The sequence below is a fragment of the Rhodopirellula sp. UBA1907 genome, assembly GCF_002337565.1.
GTDB classification, from domain to species: Bacteria; Planctomycetota; Planctomycetia; order Pirellulales; family Pirellulaceae; genus Rhodopirellula; species Rhodopirellula europaea.
The window spans coordinates 1-17,151 of the sequence record NZ_DDGH01000107.1 but is presented as its reverse complement, the minus strand read 5'-3'; the positions used below and the strand labels follow the sequence as shown (position 1 = coordinate 17,151).

Here is a 17,151-nt window from a genome sequence, read left to right as displayed (position 1 = left end):
CCCTGAAAGCCGAGATGGCGGGACCGTTGCCAGAAGTCGACGCCGCCCAACTCCAATGGCAGCAAACGTTGGCAGCGAGCGAGGAATCGTTCCACGCGAACTTGATGCCGGTCGAAGTCACCACCAAGAACGACGGAAAGTTCAAACAGAACGAAGACGGATCGGTGGAATGGGACGGCACACCTCCCGCGAAAGACGTGATGCACATCGTTTCGTCGCTGCCCGCTGGCACTTGGCGGATGTTGCAACTGCACGCCAAAACAGACGAAGAACACCCGCGAGTCGGAACGGCATCCAACCAAAACGCCGTGCTCAGCGAAATCAAAATCGAAACGCGTCCCGATGACCAATCGGAATGGACGGAAGTTCCGATTCGTTCCGCCAAAGCAACCCGCGAACAATCCGGCGACGAATTCGCGGTGACCAACGCGATTGACGGAAAAATTGACACAAAGACCGGATGGGCCGTTGGCGGTCACGAAGCAACCGGCGACCGAACGGCTTGGTTTGGAATCCAAGCCATCGAAGCCGAAGCGGGACAGATCCGTGTTTCATTGCATTACGAATCGCAGCACGTTTCCCACATGCTTCGCCATGTGGCTTTGTCGTTGCATTCCTCGATGAACCAGTTGCCCGAAGACCAACGCATCGTCCTGGGTGACTCACACTTGATCGGGCCGCTGAAAATCGAGAACGTCGGCGATGGTTTGAACAAGGCCTTCGCGGGCGAAGACAAGAATGAATTCGATCCGGCCAAAAAGGTCTCCTATCAAGATCAAGAATATGAATGGGAGCATCGCACCGACATTGTTTCGGTGTTGAGCAACGAACTGCCGACGATCGAAGGTTCCCCCAGCGTTTCGATTCTGCATCAAGTCATCCGGTCTCCGTCGGATCAATCCGTTGAATTGATGTTCGGAGCCGATGAAGGCAGCGTTCTGTTTCTCAACGGCAAAGAAGTGGCCAAGCAGAAACCTGGCAATCGCAAGGACGATGACATTCGACCGTTGTCGCAACGCCACAATCTGTCGCTCAAAAAAGGCGACAACCACCTGTTCGTTCGACACGTCAACCGAAGCGGACCAGCGACGCTGACCTATGCGATCCAATCGTCCACCGTCGAATTTTCCGACACCTTGAAACAACGCTTGGCCGCCTTGTCAGCACCCGAGGAATCAAGCGATACCGAAACCCTGGATTGGCAAGCAACCCAAGCGTTCTATCGCGAGATCGTTTGTGATCATCCAAGTTGGATCGCGTTGAACGACATGCATGACGGCATGATCGCGATGCGAGACAAAATCAACGGCCAAGTTCCAACGACGTTGGTTTGGAAAGAAACCGCCAAACCCCGCGACGCTCACATTCTGGAACGCGGGCTCTACGATTCACCCGGCGAAAAAGTCGAACGTGCGGTCCCCGGTTTTCTCCCCGAGTTCCCCGAAGACGCTCCCTTGGATCGCTTGGGACTCGCCCAGTGGTTACTTCGCGAAGATCACCCTCTGACCGCTCGCGTTGCCGTCAATCGTCTTTGGCAGCAACTCTTTGGAAACGGATTGGTCAAAAGCAGCGAAGACTTCGGCAGCCAAGGTCACTTGCCATCGCATCCCGAATTGCTCGACGAACTCGCCATCGATTTTCGCGAGAGCGGTTGGAATGTGAAAGAGATGATGAAACGACTGGTGATGACCGAGACCTATCGCCGTGACGCAACGGCGACCAGCACCATGCTCACCGTCGATCCGAACAATCGCTACTTCGCCCGCGGGCCTCGTTTCCGATTGGACGCCGAAACGCTTCGCGACCAAATGCTTTCACTGTCTGGTTTGTTGGTCGCAACCCGAGGCGGCCCGAGCGTTAAACCGCCTCAACCAGCTGGGCTGTGGGAAGCGGTGGGATACACCGATAGTGACACCGCTAACTTCGTCCCCGACGAAGGCGACGAAACTGTTCGCCGTAGCATCTACACGTTTTGGAAACGGACCAGTGCCCCCGCTGTGATGTCAACGTTTGATGCTCCCAGTCGTGAGTCATGCACCGCTCGCCGCGAACGAACCAACACGCCGATGCAAGCCTTGTTGCTGCTCAATGAAACGCAAGCGATGCAGGCCGCAAAAGCCATGGCCCAAAAGATCACCGCATCGCCGACCCCGGATCAGGCCGACTGGGAAGCGATCTCTCGAAAGCGAATTCAATCTGCTTTCGAGCGAGTGACGTTGCGCCCGATCGAGACGAACGAACTCCGATCGCTGGAACTTTTGTTGGCGGATCTGATCGAGCACTACTCGGTCCAGCTTGAAGAAGCCCGTGAGTTGACCGGGACTCCCGACCCTGAACTGGCCGCATGGACCGTCGTGATGAACACCCTTTTGAACTTGGACGAGGTGGTTTGCAAATGAGTCGCTCTGAATTCCCCTGTGAAGACTGGAACTCGCTGACACAATCACCTTTGATGTCATCGGTCCTGCAAGAACGCATGCAACACCTCACTCGTCGCTCGCTGTTTTCCAGCGCCGCGGCGGGTTTGGGTGCAGCCGCACTCGCCTCCATGCCCGGGATGGGACGTGCCGCCGATAGCCAAACCGTGTCACTGGACACGCCGCCCGCCGGAGCACCTCAAGCCGGTGTTCCTGGACAACCTGGTTTGCCGCACCACGAGCCGGCCGCGAAACGGGCGATCTATTTGTTCATGTCGGGTGCTCCCAGCCAAATGGACATGTGGGATCACAAACCTCAGATGGCCGATTGGTTTGACAAAGATCTGCCTGAGTCGATCCGGCAAGGCCAACGGTTAACGACGATGACCAGCGGTCAATCTCGATTCCCCATCGCGCCGAGCATCTACAAGTTCAGCCCGCATGGTGCCAACGGGACGATGGCCAGCGAACTGATTCCGCACATGGCCAAAAAGGTGGACGAGATCGCCTTAGTCAAATCGATGTACACCGAAGCGATCAATCATGATCCCGCGATCACGTACATCTGCACCGGAAATCAACTTCCCGGCAAAGCGTCCTTGGGTTCGTGGTTGAGCTACGGACTAGGAACCGAAAACGAAGACCTTCCCGCGTTCCTTGTGATGACCGCGTCTTGGACCGGCCGCAAACAAGCTCAAGCTCTCTACAACCGCTTGTGGGGAAGCGGCTTTTTACCCAGCAAGTATCAGGGCGTCGCGTTGCGAAGTGCCGGCGATCCGGTTTTGTATCTCTCTAACCCTGACGGAATTGACTCAGGCGTGCGCCGCCGGATGCTCGACACGCTGGCCGAACTGAATCGCAACACGCTCGACCGCTGGCACGATCCCGAAACCGAAGCCCGGATCGCCCAGTACGAGATGGCTTTCAAGATGCAAACCAGCGTGCCGGAACTCACTGACCTCAGTGACGAACCGCAACACGTGCTAGACCTGTATGGCCCCGACGTCACCAAACCGGGAACATTCGCAAACTGCTGCTTGATGGCACGACGGATGGCCGAGCGTGGCGTTCGCTTCACGCAAATCTTCCACCGCGGTTGGGACCAACACGGTGCGTTGCCCAAGGATCTTCCGAACCAATGCCGGGACACCGACCAACCGTCGGCCGGCTTGCTCACTGATTTGAAGCAGCGCGGGCTACTCGATGACACGTTGGTCGTTTGGGGTGGAGAGTTCGGTCGAACGATCTACTGCCAGGGCGCACTCACCAAAACCAACTACGGTCGCGATCACCATCCCAAGTGTTTCTCGATCTGGATGGCGGGTGCCGGAATCAAGCAAGGGGTCGTGCACGGCGAAACGGACGAGTTCAGCTACAACATTGTCCGTGACGGAGTCCACATTCGTGATTTGAACGCGACCATTCTGAATCAGATGGGAATCGATCACGAACGATTCACCTACCCGTTCCAGGGGCTCGACCAGCGTTTGACCGGTGTGGAAGAAGCTCGCGTCGTTCGCGAGTTGCTCGCCTAAAGCGAAAAGAGTGAACCGGACCGTCGAATGCTTCGGCGGCCTGGTGCGGGTCAGGCGAAAGTTTGCTTTTCGCGTTTGAAGCGAGGTCCAGGCGATCCGATTAAATTCGGAATCGATCACCGCGAAGGCAGAGGAATCCGCTCAAAACGGAAGCGATAGAAAGCAACATCCATTGGAACTTTGTCAGGTGCAGGAAGTACAGTTTGAACTCCCACCAACAGTCCCAGAAGTAGTCGACGATAGAAAAGGCGAGCAGGAAAGCGTCCATATTGGAACTCTCGATTGCGTGTGTTTCACGGGGTACGTGCAATCAACCGTAGTTCGATTGGTCAGTGATGTCGCACTGTTCTCCTTGGTGCGAAGTAGAAACACGCAGATGCGAGTTTCCCGCAAGGTTTGACCGCTAAAATCAGTGCAAACCGACGTGGTTTGCGGGGCGGCAAACAAAATTTTGGGTGACCCCTCAGACCGGCCTTGCAAGCAATCCGAGCATAGATATACTCCACCCCATCGCAGCGGAGATGAGACTTTCTTCATCTTCTTGCGAGCCTTTGAAGAAGACTAAAAGTTGTTTTCAAACGCTTTGGTTGACCTCTTCAAGGCGCGGTAGCTCAATTGGTTAGAGCCCCGGACTGTCGATCCGGAGGTTGCGGGTTCGAGTCCCGTCCGCGTCGCTTCTTTAATCTCTCGTGATTCGTTGACTCAAACGAATACCTGCCGCCTCTGGCAGAGCACGCTTTTGCAAGTCCTCTTGTGGGTACATACCCGCAAGGCATTCAAAGGTGAGGCTCATGCCACATTCTTCCGGCTCGGTGCCCAAGTACCGAAAGCACAAAAGCGGGCAAGCTCGCGTGACAATCAATGGACGAGACTACTATCTCGGTCCATGGAAAAGCAAAGCATCGATTGCTGAATACGATCGCGTTATCGCAGAGTATCTCGCGAGCAACCGAAGCCCGAACTTCGGTCTGTCCTGCGAGGAGCTCTCCATCGCGATGATCATGGTGGACTACCTGCGCCATTCACGCAGCTACTACGGCACGGCGAAAACCTCCGAACTCCATCGGATCAAACTCGCCCTGAAGCCACTGAAAAAACTCTACGCCAATTCACCCGCTACCTCGTTTGGCCCCGAGCAGTTCAAAGCAGTCCGCCAATCGATGATCGAAAGCGGCCTCAGTCGCCCCGGCATCAACAGCCGAATGAAACGAATCGTCCGCATGCTCAAGTGGGCCGCTGCAGAAGGAAAGCTTCCGCCTTCGATCCACGAAGCTTTGCGACTGATCGCACCATTGAAGAAGGGGCGAACCGAGGCACCGGAAACGGATCCAATCCTGCCAATTGAGCAATCGATTGTTGACGCCACCCTCAAAGAACTTCCGCCGATCCTCGCGGACATGGCACGAGTTCAATTGCTCACTGGTTGCCGCCCCGGTGAAGTCTGTCAGCTGACACCCGGCTGTATCGACCGGTCGGGGGACGTGTGGATCGCGAATGTTGCCGAACACAAAACAGACTGGCACGGCCACGATCGCACGCTCTTCATTGGCCCGAAAGCTCAGCCGATCCTTCTTCGCTACCTCGAACGCGAACCCGACGTTTATCTGTTCCGCCCAATCGAGGTTGTGGAGCAGTTGCGTGCCGAGCGTGCTGCGAAGCGAGCTACGCCACCTTCATGCGGGAACCGCCGAGGCCGCAAGAACGATCGCGGTGGGTTGAAGGGCAAGAAAGCAGCGAAATCGCCGGGCGAATGCTACACCACCGAGAGCTACCGCCGCGCGATTCACAACGCCTGCGACAAAGCATTTCCACCTCCTGCGGATCTCTCCGAAGAAGAGGCAAAGAAGTGGAAATCCGAACACCGCTGGAGCCCGAACCGCCTTCGCCACACACGCGGCACCGACATCCGCAAGCAGTTCGGACTGGAAGCCGCCCAAGTCATGCTAGGTCACAAGAACGCAGACGTGACGCAAGTCTACGCCGAACGTGACATCGCCAAGGGAATCGAAGTAGCTCGCCAGATTGGCTAGCCCATCTGGGTGAATACTGAACCACGGGCAGCCACATCTCCGCTGGCTGCCCGGCAATGAACCGACGCTGCACGGGCACCGCGGGATGCCCGTGCTTCTACCCTACGCCCTCTTTGCCCCCTGCGGTTTCAGCGCACGCGGCAACAGGAGGCCAGATCAGGTGGGAAAGCCATTAAAACCCGCTCTCAAAAATTCTTGCCCCGGAACCGCACCCTTACTGCACTGCCGACACCTGGTGGTCCCACGCTCACTGATTTTGGCCGACCTGGCATTGGGCCGCTCTCTATCTTCTTCGAACAAATCCAACACCTTCAAGAGGTCGCAACTATTCTTCCAGGACCTATTGCAGCTCCGAAACCTCCGCCCGCCTCGACCATGACCGAGATTAGTAAACGTCAGCAAGAACTCGAATCATGGGAGCATTTCACGCTCCGTCGCATGGTTACAGAATACTGCCAACGCACTGCAGTCAGCATCCGATCGCTGACTTACACGCCATTGAAAGAGCGAGAACCAGATAGTCTGACCGAAGAAGAATGCGGAACCTTGTTTGGCGTTGAGCGGTCAAATCGCTTCGAAGCGACCCCGTATTTGGTACGCTCCATTGACCCGAATCATCCCTATCGCTTTCCCGACGAAGATCGGGTTGTCCTGAGTAGCGCATTCTATATCGAAGGAAAACGCAAGCTGGATGCGGATTGGGAGCAGACCGAAGAAAACTGTCGCAGGAACGACGATCAGTCGCAATGGAACGATGCCTTCGACAAGTATCTGGAGGACATGGCAAAACTGGAACTGGAAGCTCAACGCAACATTTCGATTCCGATACTCAATGATCTAGAGCGCGAAGTTTGGGAATCGCTGCAATGCGAGTGCGCCCGCCTTCTCACCAATGAAAATCGCCAACGCGGAAGAAACGCTCTCGCCGTCGCGATGAGACCTCGAGAAGCGGATGAACATGCAACCAGTGAGCTGCCATCATCGCTTGCTCCCGCGAAGAAAAGCCCCAGCACTGCTGAAGCGTCATGCCAGGTACCAAAAGCCAAGGGGCAATGGACCTCCGGCGAGCACGATCCCCCTCGCCCCTTCGATGCGAAAACAATCAAAGAATGCATCGACGCAGGGGAGTTTCCAGAAGCGGAAGGTCTCGATAGCCAATTGCGAGCCCTACTCAACTACCTTCTCGGCGAACCATTCTGGACGGCCCCCATCTCGGAGGTTCAGGAATTTTTAGGAATTGCGCAGAAAGACACCAAAGACGGCCATCGCCTACGGAATTTTCAGAAAATGGGCAACAGAATTTTAGGGAAAGAGAGCGGCTACATGCTCTCGTTTAAGGAAGACAAAATACGCCTGAAACCAAGGTAAAAAACCTTTTCTTGCGCAAACGCGTTCCAGCGCGTATCGGCGCAATTCAGCGCAAGTTCGCCATGCAGCGCTTGCTCCCATTTGCGTTTTAACCCGTTAACTCGCTTCGGAGAGCAACAAATGCTTCCAAACGACCTGATGCCCGTCCGGGCTGCCATCAAGCAGGCGACCGGCTTGAAAGTTCACCCCAGCACGGCAATTCGCTGGTGCCTTCAAAAGAACAAGCAAGGACAGGTTCTCGAATCTTGGCTTGTCGGCCAGAAACGCTTGACAACGGTTGGAGCTGTTCGCCGATACGTCGCGGCAAACAACGCTCAACGACCAATCAATCCTTCGCCGTTTCGATCGACCGAGCATGCTCGCGCGATTGATCAACTCTCGAAAGAAGGAGTTTGAAAGTGAGCTCCCGAAAATCGAATGAAGAGAAAAAACCAGCGACGACGAACTCATCTGCAGACAGTGGTTCTCCAGTTGAGATCAGCGTCAAAAACGTACGCCGACCGGATCTGATGATGGACGCAAACATCTCCGCAGTATCGATTCCGTGCATGCAAGTTAAAGACGGAAAACTGTCGGGCTTCTGGAAACACTACTCTCGCGAGGGCACTATTCGCAAAGTGCGACCGATTGAGCCGAAATTGACTCTCCAGACTGGAGAAGAATATCTGCTTTCGCCCCTTCCTGGCGAACCGACGCAAAGCACAGTCAACAAGTTGGCAGGTTGGTCGCCTGAAAGCCGTGCTAATTGGGAGAAAGGAGAGCCTGCACCAACGACTGGTGAAACCTTGCGAGCGATTGCGCAACTGATCGACCAATTGATTGCCTTTCCGCCGAACGCCTCTGTTCAGCACGGCTTGGTTCTATCTGCCTGGGTGATGATGACCTACATCTATCCTGCACTCCCAGCCCTTCCTTATCTTTACTTTTCTGGTCCGCCGGGATCGGGCAAAACGAGAACGATGGACGTGCTTGCACGGCTCGCTTTCCGCCCAATGATGACTGGCAACCTAACCGCCGCCGCACTGTTCCGCAGCCGGCACGCAAACGGGGGCACGCTCCTGTTTGACGAAGCAGAGCGACTGAATGAACGAAAGTCAGAATCCGTAAGTGAATTGCGTTCGATTCTCCTTTCCGGGTATCGCCGCGGAGCATCCGCAGATCGGATGGAATACGTCAAGGACAAGTGGGAAACGCGATCATTTGACTTCTATGGTCCGATCGCGATTGGCTGCATCAGCGGCCTGCCTCCCGCGCTTTATTCTCGATGCATCAATGTTCGAATGATGCGGGCGGCGGAGGGCTCCGTGCAAGCCTCGCTGGCGCTCGATGACCTCGCTATTCAGTTCGCAGAGACCCGCGACATGCTCCACCGATGGGCGTTGGAACACGGCCACGATGCTGCGACTCTCACCCTGGGCAACTCATCGCTTTCGAACCGCAATGCGGAGCTTTGGGATCCGCTGCGAAAAATTGTTGCTCACACTGGAGACACGCAAGCCCTTGAGCTGCTCACGAACCACGCAATTGAATCTTCTTCAATTGCTGCGGAAAGCGTCCAACCGTCTTACGACCGAGCGATTCTTGCTGCTTTGTATTCGATTCGAGCCAGCGGCGAAGCACCGACGGCATCCCAGATCCTTGCTCTTGCGGAACAGCTTGACCCGGACTTGGCCAGCTGCGGTTTCAAACCACGGATGGTCGGAAGTGTGCTGCGGAACTATTTCGATCCTCCAAAGAAATCGAATGGCGATTCAGTTTGGCGTACCCCGCCAAACGAAATTAAAGAGTTGGCCAAACGATATGGCTACAACTTGCCGGGCGATAACCAATAGTGACTCAGCAATCTAAGTCACCCTACGTGCCCCTTACCTCCCCTGACACCTTTCAGCCAGAAACGAAAACGACCTGCAATCCAGACGTTTCCGTTGGCAAAGGGAAGAAAGGGGACGTAGGGGGCCATACCGGGGGTAGCCCCTTGCTTGCCGGACTGTTTGGATACTCGCCTCCCCAGAACGTCGAAGCGGTCCAGCCGCAAGCCGCCACGGGGATGCAGTGCGATTGCGGATCGACGATTCTGTATGGAACTAGTCAAGGTCTTCGCTGCAGTAAGTGTGACTGCCTGGTGTTCCGTGACGATGGCACCTCACTGACGCGGGTGACGTGGAAAGGACAGGACTGGCAAGAAGCGGAACCAAACGAAGTACCACCCTGCCCATGCGGCGACCGATACTGTGATACCCAGGTAGCAACTGGACGCTGGTATTGCTCGCGATGTTTCCAAGCCGATGGTTCAAGAACGCGATAGAAAAGCTGCATTTACCTTGCTGCCAAAATCGCAAAACGAAAGGCTCGTACACGGGGTTAGGTGTCACGCCCGATCCCGTTCCGAGCTTTTTTTGCACCATCTCGATGCCTACGTTCAGCCACGTGAACGCCCCAAGTCACCAACCGCTACAGGGCAATCCTCTCGCTCACCACTCACCTCAACGGATCAAAATCCTCCAGGAATTCCGAGACCGGCTCAACCCCCGTAATCAGCAAATGGTCTCGAGCTCGGGTACACGCCACGTACAGCAAGTGGCGTTCAGTGTTGTATCGATCTTCGAGGTCGGCTTGGTCGCTGACAGATTGGATCCGCTCTTCGAGCGGGATGATGTCATCGTCGCAGGCGATGACACAGACGCAGCGGAACTCGAGTCCTTTGGCTCCGTGCATCGTGGCGAGGCGGATCGCACCCAGACCGCGACCCGAAATGTCGGAGGCCTTCCGGATTGCGTCACGAGCGCGGACGAGCTGAGCCTCCGTGCGACCGAAGATGGCCATCTCGGATGGTTTGACATTTTCGCTCACTCGGGCAAGCAACCAATCAGCAACATGGTCCGACTCGGCTTCTTCATCATCGGCGATATGAATCGACGGAGGCGGGCCATTGAAGACGCTGACGGTTCCGTCTCGGCTTTCTTCGTTGCCGTCGACATCGGACAATGTCCCATCCAATAGACGATCGGCACTTCGGCGGATTTGGTGTGACGTGCGGTAGTTGATTTTGAGGGTCCGGCTGCGTCCACGAATGTCGACGCCCAGCGAAGACCATGAGAATGGAGTCTGGAAAATGCGTTGCCCGAGATCCCCCGCGAAGAACAACTCTCCGAGATTCTGCTCGGCCAAACGGCTGAGGAAGCGAAGTCCGGCTGGGCTGACGTCTTGGCACTCGTCGACGATGACGGCGTGAAACGGGTTGGTCGTCGATTCTGCCAACTGGGCATAAACCATGGGCATGGTTTTCTTGCCTTGCGCGGACAGAACCTCACGCAGTTGCCGAAACACTTCCCATGCTTGCTTGCGACCCGCTTCAGCGAGGCGAGTTTTACGGCCGAGGCGTTTGAAGTCACGGTATTGTGACCAATCATTAAGATTCCAACCGTCGACGACATCGTTCCACTCGTCGAGCAGGAACTGCGGGGACAGCGATGATTCCTTCTGCTCTTTTGTGATCGCCTCAATCAGTTCGAACAACTCGTCGTCTTCAACGGTTTGAAGTGGGGCTTCGTCGGCGGTGAGAAGCTGCTTCGCGATCTCGTCCAGCGATGCGACGACAAGCGTTGGTGGAACATGCGATTGGGGCAAAAGACTTGTCAGTCGCTCTTTGGGAACCAATCGATTCACCTTTTCCCGCAACGACTTTGCCAAATCGTCCGAGAAGGTCGTGAGCAACACGTGGCCCAAGTTCGATTTCAGGGCCGCTGCGGCTCGGTGAATCGCCACGATCGTCTTGCCAGTTCCCGCACTCCCCGAAACGCGAGCCGGACCGCTGAAGCGGCGATCCACGAAACTACGCTGCGATGGATGCAAGAATACAATCCATTTTTCCCAAGGGGCGTCCAACGCCGCCGCAAGCTCGTCGGCATTGTCGAGTACACGAAATCGTCGCTGAGCATCAGGGTGACTGAAGGGATCAGCGTCGTCGGCAGCCACTCTTCGCGGTTCTGGTCGGCCACCGGTAGCTAGAACCAGCAAGGCTTCTGCGGCCTCACCCGGCAAACGGTCCGCGATGGTCAGTAGATGGTCTTCGTCGGCGCCTAAACAGTCGTCGACCCACTGGTCAGGAACCCCGTAAGTCAGCAAGTCCTCTCGAACGATGCCACTCAAACAGGGAGGCATGGGCTGGGGAGTGGCTTCCACGTACGTTGGAACTGCGATCTCGCGAACCGTTTCACGGATCTCGACCAATTGAGCCGCACCCGTTTTCGGGTGTCGTTCCAGCTTTCGTTTTTCAGCCCACTGGTACGCCTTGTCATGGTGGTCGACGTAACACAGCAGCAAGCTCGCGTCCGTCTTGTGGACGATCACGCGAATATCACGCCCCGCACGGATCGACCAGAAGTGCCTGTCCTTGCAGCGTTCAATTCGATGGAATTGCAGCCCCGGATTCGCCGGGTTGAGCTGCATGTCAAACGCAGTCGTCTTGACCGCCTTTTGCTCATCAGCAGTCAGACGCGTCAGGCTATCAGTGAACGTGTCGGAGATTCGGAATTGCATCGTTTGCTCGCGACTCAAGATTGGGCTGCGTTCATGATGTAGATTGGCATTCGTCGTCCGATGTGCCGGATGCCAAACTTGCGTCCTATCAAGTCCTTTGCCTGTTTGGCCGGGGCTAGACTTAGGTCAAATGGGACGCAACCATCTTCCTGCATGAACCCCACCCCTTGGTCCAAGACCAACATCACGCTTGAGCCATCTTCCCACGTGAGCGTCAGCTTCCTTGCATGGTCTAGGTGTCGGTAGTCTGGATTTTTTACAGACGTTTTAAAGGCAGAATAGATTGCTTCGAGGCACATTTTCTGCGTGGTGGGATGAGACCAATCAGACCGAATATTGTTGCCAGACCGATTTGGTTTTTTCCAGGAGGTAAGAATGTCTAGTTCTAGTGAGGAATGGTCGGTAGTGCAGGCCGCGACTATTTCGTACAGCAACCTAGCGGTGATTGGTGAGCGCAGGTAGCGATCTGTATAGAAAGCCTTTGTTGGATTGCCTCGGCTCATTTGATCGTTCAAAAGAGCCGAGGCACCGCGAGTTTGCTTCCAAAACAACTCCCCGAAAGAAGTTACCTGCCCATCAAGTTCTCGATCGACAAACGTTACTTTGCAGTTATTGGGCTGCTTCTCTTTAACTTCTTCAAGCGTGCAAGCTCGTCCTTCGAGCAGTGCTAGCTTCTCGCTTCGACTTTTTACAGTTGGCTGTTCTGGTGACGGAACGCCCCAATTGGCACCTGGTGTCAGGATTTCCTCGTCGAAGAGAGCCCACTGAATACTCTCCGACGCCGTGTGTACACGTGCGGCCAGTCTCCCTGAGCCAACAACAACATCGCGGTCCAAGACTTGGATCACTTCCATGCTCCTACCCACCGCCTTAGTCACGAGCGAGTTCAAGACCGGCCAATCGAGTGATTGCATAATCGATTCGCAAAGAACAATCTTGACCTTCACCCCGGTATCGGAAGTCGAGAGCTTGGTGAGATGCCGCCACATTTTCCATGATTCGATATCCCAATGGCCAGCACTGCCATCGGCGACAATCTCGATGACATGAACTCCTGGTTTGATGAGTTGGCGAAGCACGCCCTCCGTGATCGAACCAGACTCCCAGTGCGTTTTATCGCCAAAACACTGATACGACTCAGGTACCTTAAGACTATCAAAGAACGAGCTGTTCAGAAAATCATAGGCAGGCCTCCTGTCGAGATTTTTGGCGTGGTGCTGAGTATCGAAAGACAGAAGGCAATTGTGACACGCAGCGCTGCAGGTGCACTCCAACTGAGAACGTGCGGCTTCTAACAACTCCTCGATAAACATTCCAGTCGCAGCTACGTAACCCGCTCCGCCCGCAGCGGTGTCATACAAATAGATGTCGTTGAAAGAGAAGCCATCATCTCGATTTTCTTGTACAGCCCAGCCAATTTCACGAGTATCAATCCCCAGGAAGTCAGCCAGGGCATTTCGCAACGCAATGGCAAGTGGCACTGCAGTCGTTTCATCGATTCCTCCGTCGGTACCGTCGAAAGCCTTCAGTCGCAACTGGAACACATCAGTGACTTCTTCGCCACCAAGCCAAACGTAGCGTTGGATCGCGAAGCTTTCGTCGGTTCCTTCGCACACATCTGTGTTCTGCTTTTTGTTCCCAGTTCTTAACTTTTTATGCTGCCCTCCACGATTAAGTGGTGAAGCTTTTTGGTCTGGCTCAGGTTCAGACGCGGCTCGACCACATCGCAAGCAAATTGCGTATCCATGACCGCCCGTTCCTTTGCTGAAATGGAAAACATGTCCATCGCTGTCGTGACGATACGAACCGATGCTAGGGTTTGGCAGCGAAATCCAATCGGATTCACAATTTATTCGCGGGTCAGTTGGAGGAACAAAACAGGATCTTTCGTCGATTGAGTTTGGCATCCCACTGCGGATATCAACAGCGAACCCGGTTGGTTTGATGTATCGAACCGAGTGAATTTTGTCATTGCCGCATGCCGGACATGTGTCAGGTACCGAACGTCCTGATTTGGAGAAACCGCACCGCTTGCACTGGTAATAGGTGCGGATTGCTTGCGGTTCTCGAAAACCTTCGTCAGACGGTGGAATCTTCCAGTGCAGTGTTAGTCCACTGGATTGGTAGGAGAGGCCGTCAATTACCACAGAATTGCCTGGTGCATACTCTCGTATCGCCATCGGCAACTGCCGAGAAGGAAAATCATTTTTGCGGAACCAGTTGTCGTCACGATCCCTTCCACTGTTGGCCACGTTGCGATCCTGCTCCATCGATTCCGCGCTGGAAGTCACAAACGGCAAGACATCAAGCGGGAATCCGTGCGAGGGCAGGAAACCGCTCTGTGCGAGTTCTTTCAAAAGAAACTCACCTCGATGTCGCTGCAGCTGAATCGCGATAGCACGCTGCAATGGTGTTGGTCTCGTACCAGCCTCCGGCATTCCACCGACTGACTCGAGTTCTTCCTCGAGAACTTTGTCCGCTTGCTGCCAATTCGCAGCGATTTTAGATATTAGGACAATGCAGTCGTCTAGCAGTTTGCGTAGGGATTCGGTCTCCAGGCCAGACCGTGCAGTAATGCGATCAACAGCGTCGGCGATTGTCTGATCCTCCGCCGCACCGTCGTCGAGCCAAATTTGAAAGCGTTCCGCGTAAGAGGGTTTACCTTCAGTTGACGCGAACATCCATTGCGTGTCGAGTTTGATTGCGTCGTCAACATTCAGCGAGCCGAAGTAACAAGAAAGAAGGAATGACTGCACATGGCGTTGCACAATTCGGTCACTGCTCAGCGACACCTGGGGAACATGAATTGGCGTCCGAAATGGCCATGCCGGGTTTTCGAAAACAGCACGGCCATGAGGCATGCTTCGGCACAACGTCAGGGTTACAGCCTGCGCGATCCCTTTTCGACCGGCACGTCCCGCCCGCTGCAACCAGTTCGCCGGGCCGGGAGGCGCATTGTTCATCGCGACTGCGGTGAGCCCTCCGATATCGATTCCCATCTCCATTGTCGTCGAGCAACTAAGAACATTGGTTTTGCGTTCCCGGAACCGGTTCTCAAGTTCTTGCAGACGGTCTTTCGATACCTGTCCGGAGTGTTCGGCCGACTCAAAGTAACTGGGAACATGGACGATTCTGTCACTGAACTCACCCCAGACACCGGCTTCCCGAACACGCCTAACCCCCGGATCGGATTCTAGCCAGTCTTGGATTTGGCTCGATGACAAGACGGCCCCCGAGTCGCTGAGACCAAAGGGATGAGCGAGTTTCGGCATCACGATCGCAGTACATCTGCCGAGCCGCTTTAAAGCCTCCCTCGATTGGTCAAGAGAGTCCTTTGTGTGATAGGGGGAGATGCCGCTCAGCGATGTATCAAGCACACGGTTCGTTACCGGGCATACATAAGCATCGCCAATGAGTCGAAGCTCACTTTTGCTGAAATCCAACTGAAAAGAGACGTTTCCTCCATCACCCGATGAACTCAAAATTTTGGCAGCGTAGATTGCTTTCCAAGCTGCACGAAGCACGGCGTCGAGAACCACGTCATCACGCTTCACGCCGGCGTCCAAGCCGAGGTGGAGGCGAATCAGCGTCATCAAACGCTGGTCCGATCGCTGCGTCGCATTCACGGTTGGCCAACGACGGCTGTTCCTTGGCCCTTCAGCGGAATCGGGGCCTACCAAAGTTCTCGCCGAGAAATTCATTCCTAGCCAACGGCGATATTGGGTATCGATCTCTGAACAATAATTCGCTCGTACAAAGTAATCGATTGAAAGCTTTAGGAAATCTCTCCAGCTCGCCGCGTCTCCGCCGTGATTTGTCCATTCACCGGGCGGATCGACGGCTTCCAAAACCGGGAAATGAATCGACACTAGTCCAAGTGTCTCTAAAGAGTTGCCTCCCCTTGGACGCCTTAAAAACTCGCGAAACAGAAACATCTCAGCGAACTGCCGAGGTGGTAGCGAACTTCGTTCGTAGCGCAGCTTAGTCGAATCACCGATGAACATCTTGATCGGTGACTGCTTCGAAAGATGCTCAATTGCCTGATCCCACGTCAGCGTCGGACCTGCGGCATACTTCGATTCCTCTTGGGCTAGTTGTCTGCGTAGCAGTTCAACAGCTTTCTGAACTCCAGGCATTCCTGATAGATTTTCGATCTGTTGTCGCAACTGTAGGACGGTATCCACGTCTACGTTCACTGATGACGCATGTAGCTTGTGGTAGAGCTCGCTTCGCACATAGGCTTTCTCAGCGTTGAGCTGCATCAGGCTCGCGAACCGGGCAGTACCCTGCCGCGAGTCGGTAAACGTGATCAGCTGACGACCATTGTTTGGTCGAGGGATCCTGTCCTTGATCTCGGGCATATGCTCCAGCAACCCTGGAATTGTCGCGCTCAGGTAAAAGGCACCTGTGGAACGCAGAGGGGCGAACTGCGTCTCAATCTTTCCTGTTGTCTCACCACATCTCACACATCGCAAACGGCCCCGGTCCGTCCGTGTTGCAACACGGAGATCAACGATTTTGCCAGAGCTAGCTAGTTCACCGGTAACAGCATCATGTTTCGCAGGGCTCGAGGTGAACTCGTTCTTGATACCTGTGCAAATGAGTTCCTCGAGAGCGTTCGATGACGTCTCACTGGTCTCATCTGTCTCATCACTGTCGTCGACCAACTGGAAATCGTCTTCGGTGATTTCATCCCAGCACGAGATCGGTTTCAACGCGTCACGAACTTCAGCTTGAGCCGCGAGATAAGGTTCACCACAATCACGACATAGCACGACCTCAAACACCTGCGAATTGCAATGAGGGCAGACTCGGCGATAGTCATGAAATATAGTGCCAAATGGCCATGAGGAATCCAGCGAGTCCTGGCGTCCTTCACACTTGTCGTTCCAGCAAGCCCAGGTGCCGGTGCGAGCACGCAAGAAGAAGTGCCCTCGCAACGGCAGCAGTGGCTGTGATCCAAAGTCCTTGGGTGGTTGCTCAGAGCACGCATCGAGGAGTTGAATGGTGTAGCTTGCCTTGTCTGTTGTTCCAAAATGCTCCTGGATCTCATCGAGCCGCATCTCTGACTTAGTGAGCCTCTCTCGCAGTTCCCTAACCTTCGCAACCGAAGCCAATCTGCGATATCGTTCTTCGTAGCTACCCAAAGATCGAATCTCTTTGATCGATGGCAACTCATTGTCGCCGGTGATTTCTTCAGCCAATTCTGGAGTTATGCGTCGCCCTCCAACCACTTCGACCTGCGAAGCAGGCACGCCTGCA

Annotated in this window: 9 protein-coding genes, 1 tRNA gene and 1 pseudogene; 7 read left to right on the top strand and 4 right to left on the bottom strand. The window is 54.9% G+C overall.

Translation table 11 applies throughout. The features are described from left to right. The coding region (locus tag B2R17_RS26795; protein ID WP_286766410.1) for a DUF1553 domain-containing protein at window positions 1-2,399 on the top strand (2,399 nt) is incomplete at its 5' end. Continuing rightward, on the top strand, window positions 2,396-3,952 hold the full coding sequence (locus B2R17_RS26790; RefSeq protein ID WP_286766409.1) for a DUF1501 domain-containing protein: 1,557 nt from the start codon (window positions 2,396-2,398) through the stop codon (window positions 3,950-3,952). The genes B2R17_RS26795 and B2R17_RS26790, both read left to right, overlap by 4 nt. Window positions 3,953-4,052: 100 nt before the next feature. Here the strand turns inward: B2R17_RS26790 and B2R17_RS26785 are convergent, their stop codons facing one another. After that, the gene (locus tag B2R17_RS26785; RefSeq protein ID WP_008658515.1) at window positions 4,053-4,220 is read right to left on the bottom strand and encodes a hypothetical protein; all 168 of its coding nucleotides are present in this window, start codon (window positions 4,218-4,220) and stop codon (window positions 4,053-4,055) included. Between the two features lie 332 nt (window positions 4,221-4,552). Here B2R17_RS26785 and B2R17_RS26780 point away from each other — a divergent pair. The 5 genes from B2R17_RS26780 to B2R17_RS26760 all read left to right on the top strand — a co-directional run bounded on the left by B2R17_RS26780 (window position 4,553) and on the right by B2R17_RS26760 (window position 9,182). Then, window positions 4,553-4,626, top strand: a tRNA-Asp gene (locus B2R17_RS26780). Window positions 4,627-4,743: 117 nt separating this feature from the next. After that, window positions 4,744-5,982, top strand: a complete 1,239-nt coding sequence (locus B2R17_RS26775; RefSeq protein WP_286766408.1) for a tyrosine-type recombinase/integrase — start codon at window positions 4,744-4,746, stop codon at window positions 5,980-5,982. Between the two features lie 195 nt (window positions 5,983-6,177). Further along, window positions 6,178-7,350 (top strand): hypothetical protein, encoded by a 1,173-nt coding sequence (locus B2R17_RS26770; protein ID WP_286766407.1) that lies wholly within the window; start codon window positions 6,178-6,180, stop codon window positions 7,348-7,350. A 120-nt stretch (window positions 7,351-7,470) separates the two neighbouring features. Beyond that, the gene (locus tag B2R17_RS26765; RefSeq protein ID WP_339886629.1) at window positions 7,471-7,746 is read left to right on the top strand and encodes a DUF1580 domain-containing protein; all 276 of its coding nucleotides are present in this window, start codon (window positions 7,471-7,473) and stop codon (window positions 7,744-7,746) included. 152 nt (window positions 7,747-7,898) lie between these two features. Continuing rightward, entirely contained in the window at window positions 7,899-9,182 is a 1,284-nt protein-coding gene (locus B2R17_RS26760; protein ID WP_286766406.1) for a hypothetical protein, read from the top strand. Between the two features lie 646 nt (window positions 9,183-9,828). On the opposite strand, the gene B2R17_RS26755 is transcribed toward B2R17_RS26760, so the two are convergent. The 3 genes and pseudogenes from B2R17_RS26755 to B2R17_RS28480 form a co-directional block, all read right to left on the bottom strand. Continuing rightward, window positions 9,829-11,889, bottom strand: a complete 2,061-nt coding sequence (locus B2R17_RS26755) for a 3'-5' exonuclease (protein ID WP_286766405.1) — start codon at window positions 11,887-11,889, stop codon at window positions 9,829-9,831. Between the two features lie 14 nt (window positions 11,890-11,903). Then, window positions 11,904-14,246 (bottom strand): Zn-binding domain-containing protein, encoded by a 2,343-nt coding sequence (locus B2R17_RS26750; protein WP_286766404.1) that lies wholly within the window; start codon window positions 14,244-14,246, stop codon window positions 11,904-11,906. 552 nt (window positions 14,247-14,798) lie between these two features. After that, a pseudogene (locus tag B2R17_RS28480) lies at window positions 14,799-15,161 on the bottom strand (helicase C-terminal domain-containing protein); the annotation flags it as partial. Window positions 15,162-17,151 lie beyond the last annotated feature (1,990 nt).

What these genes read in the sequence shown, in the direction of transcription:
- B2R17_RS26790 (WP_286766409.1), top strand. Translation starts at nt 2,396, where the DNA reads ATGAGTCGCTCTGAATTCCCCTGTGAAGACTGGAACTCGCTGACACAA.
- B2R17_RS26785 (WP_008658515.1), bottom strand. Translation starts at nt 4,220, where the DNA reads ATGGACGCTTTCCTGCTCGCCTTTTCTATCGTCGACTACTTCTGGGAC.
- B2R17_RS26775 (WP_286766408.1), top strand. Translation starts at nt 4,744, where the DNA reads ATGCCACATTCTTCCGGCTCGGTGCCCAAGTACCGAAAGCACAAAAGC.
- B2R17_RS26765 (WP_339886629.1), top strand. Translation starts at nt 7,471, where the DNA reads ATGCTTCCAAACGACCTGATGCCCGTCCGGGCTGCCATCAAGCAGGCG.
- B2R17_RS26760 (WP_286766406.1), top strand. Translation starts at nt 7,899, where the DNA reads ATGCAAGTTAAAGACGGAAAACTGTCGGGCTTCTGGAAACACTACTCT.
- B2R17_RS26755 (WP_286766405.1), bottom strand. Translation starts at nt 11,889, where the DNA reads ATGCAATTCCGAATCTCCGACACGTTCACTGATAGCCTGACGCGTCTG.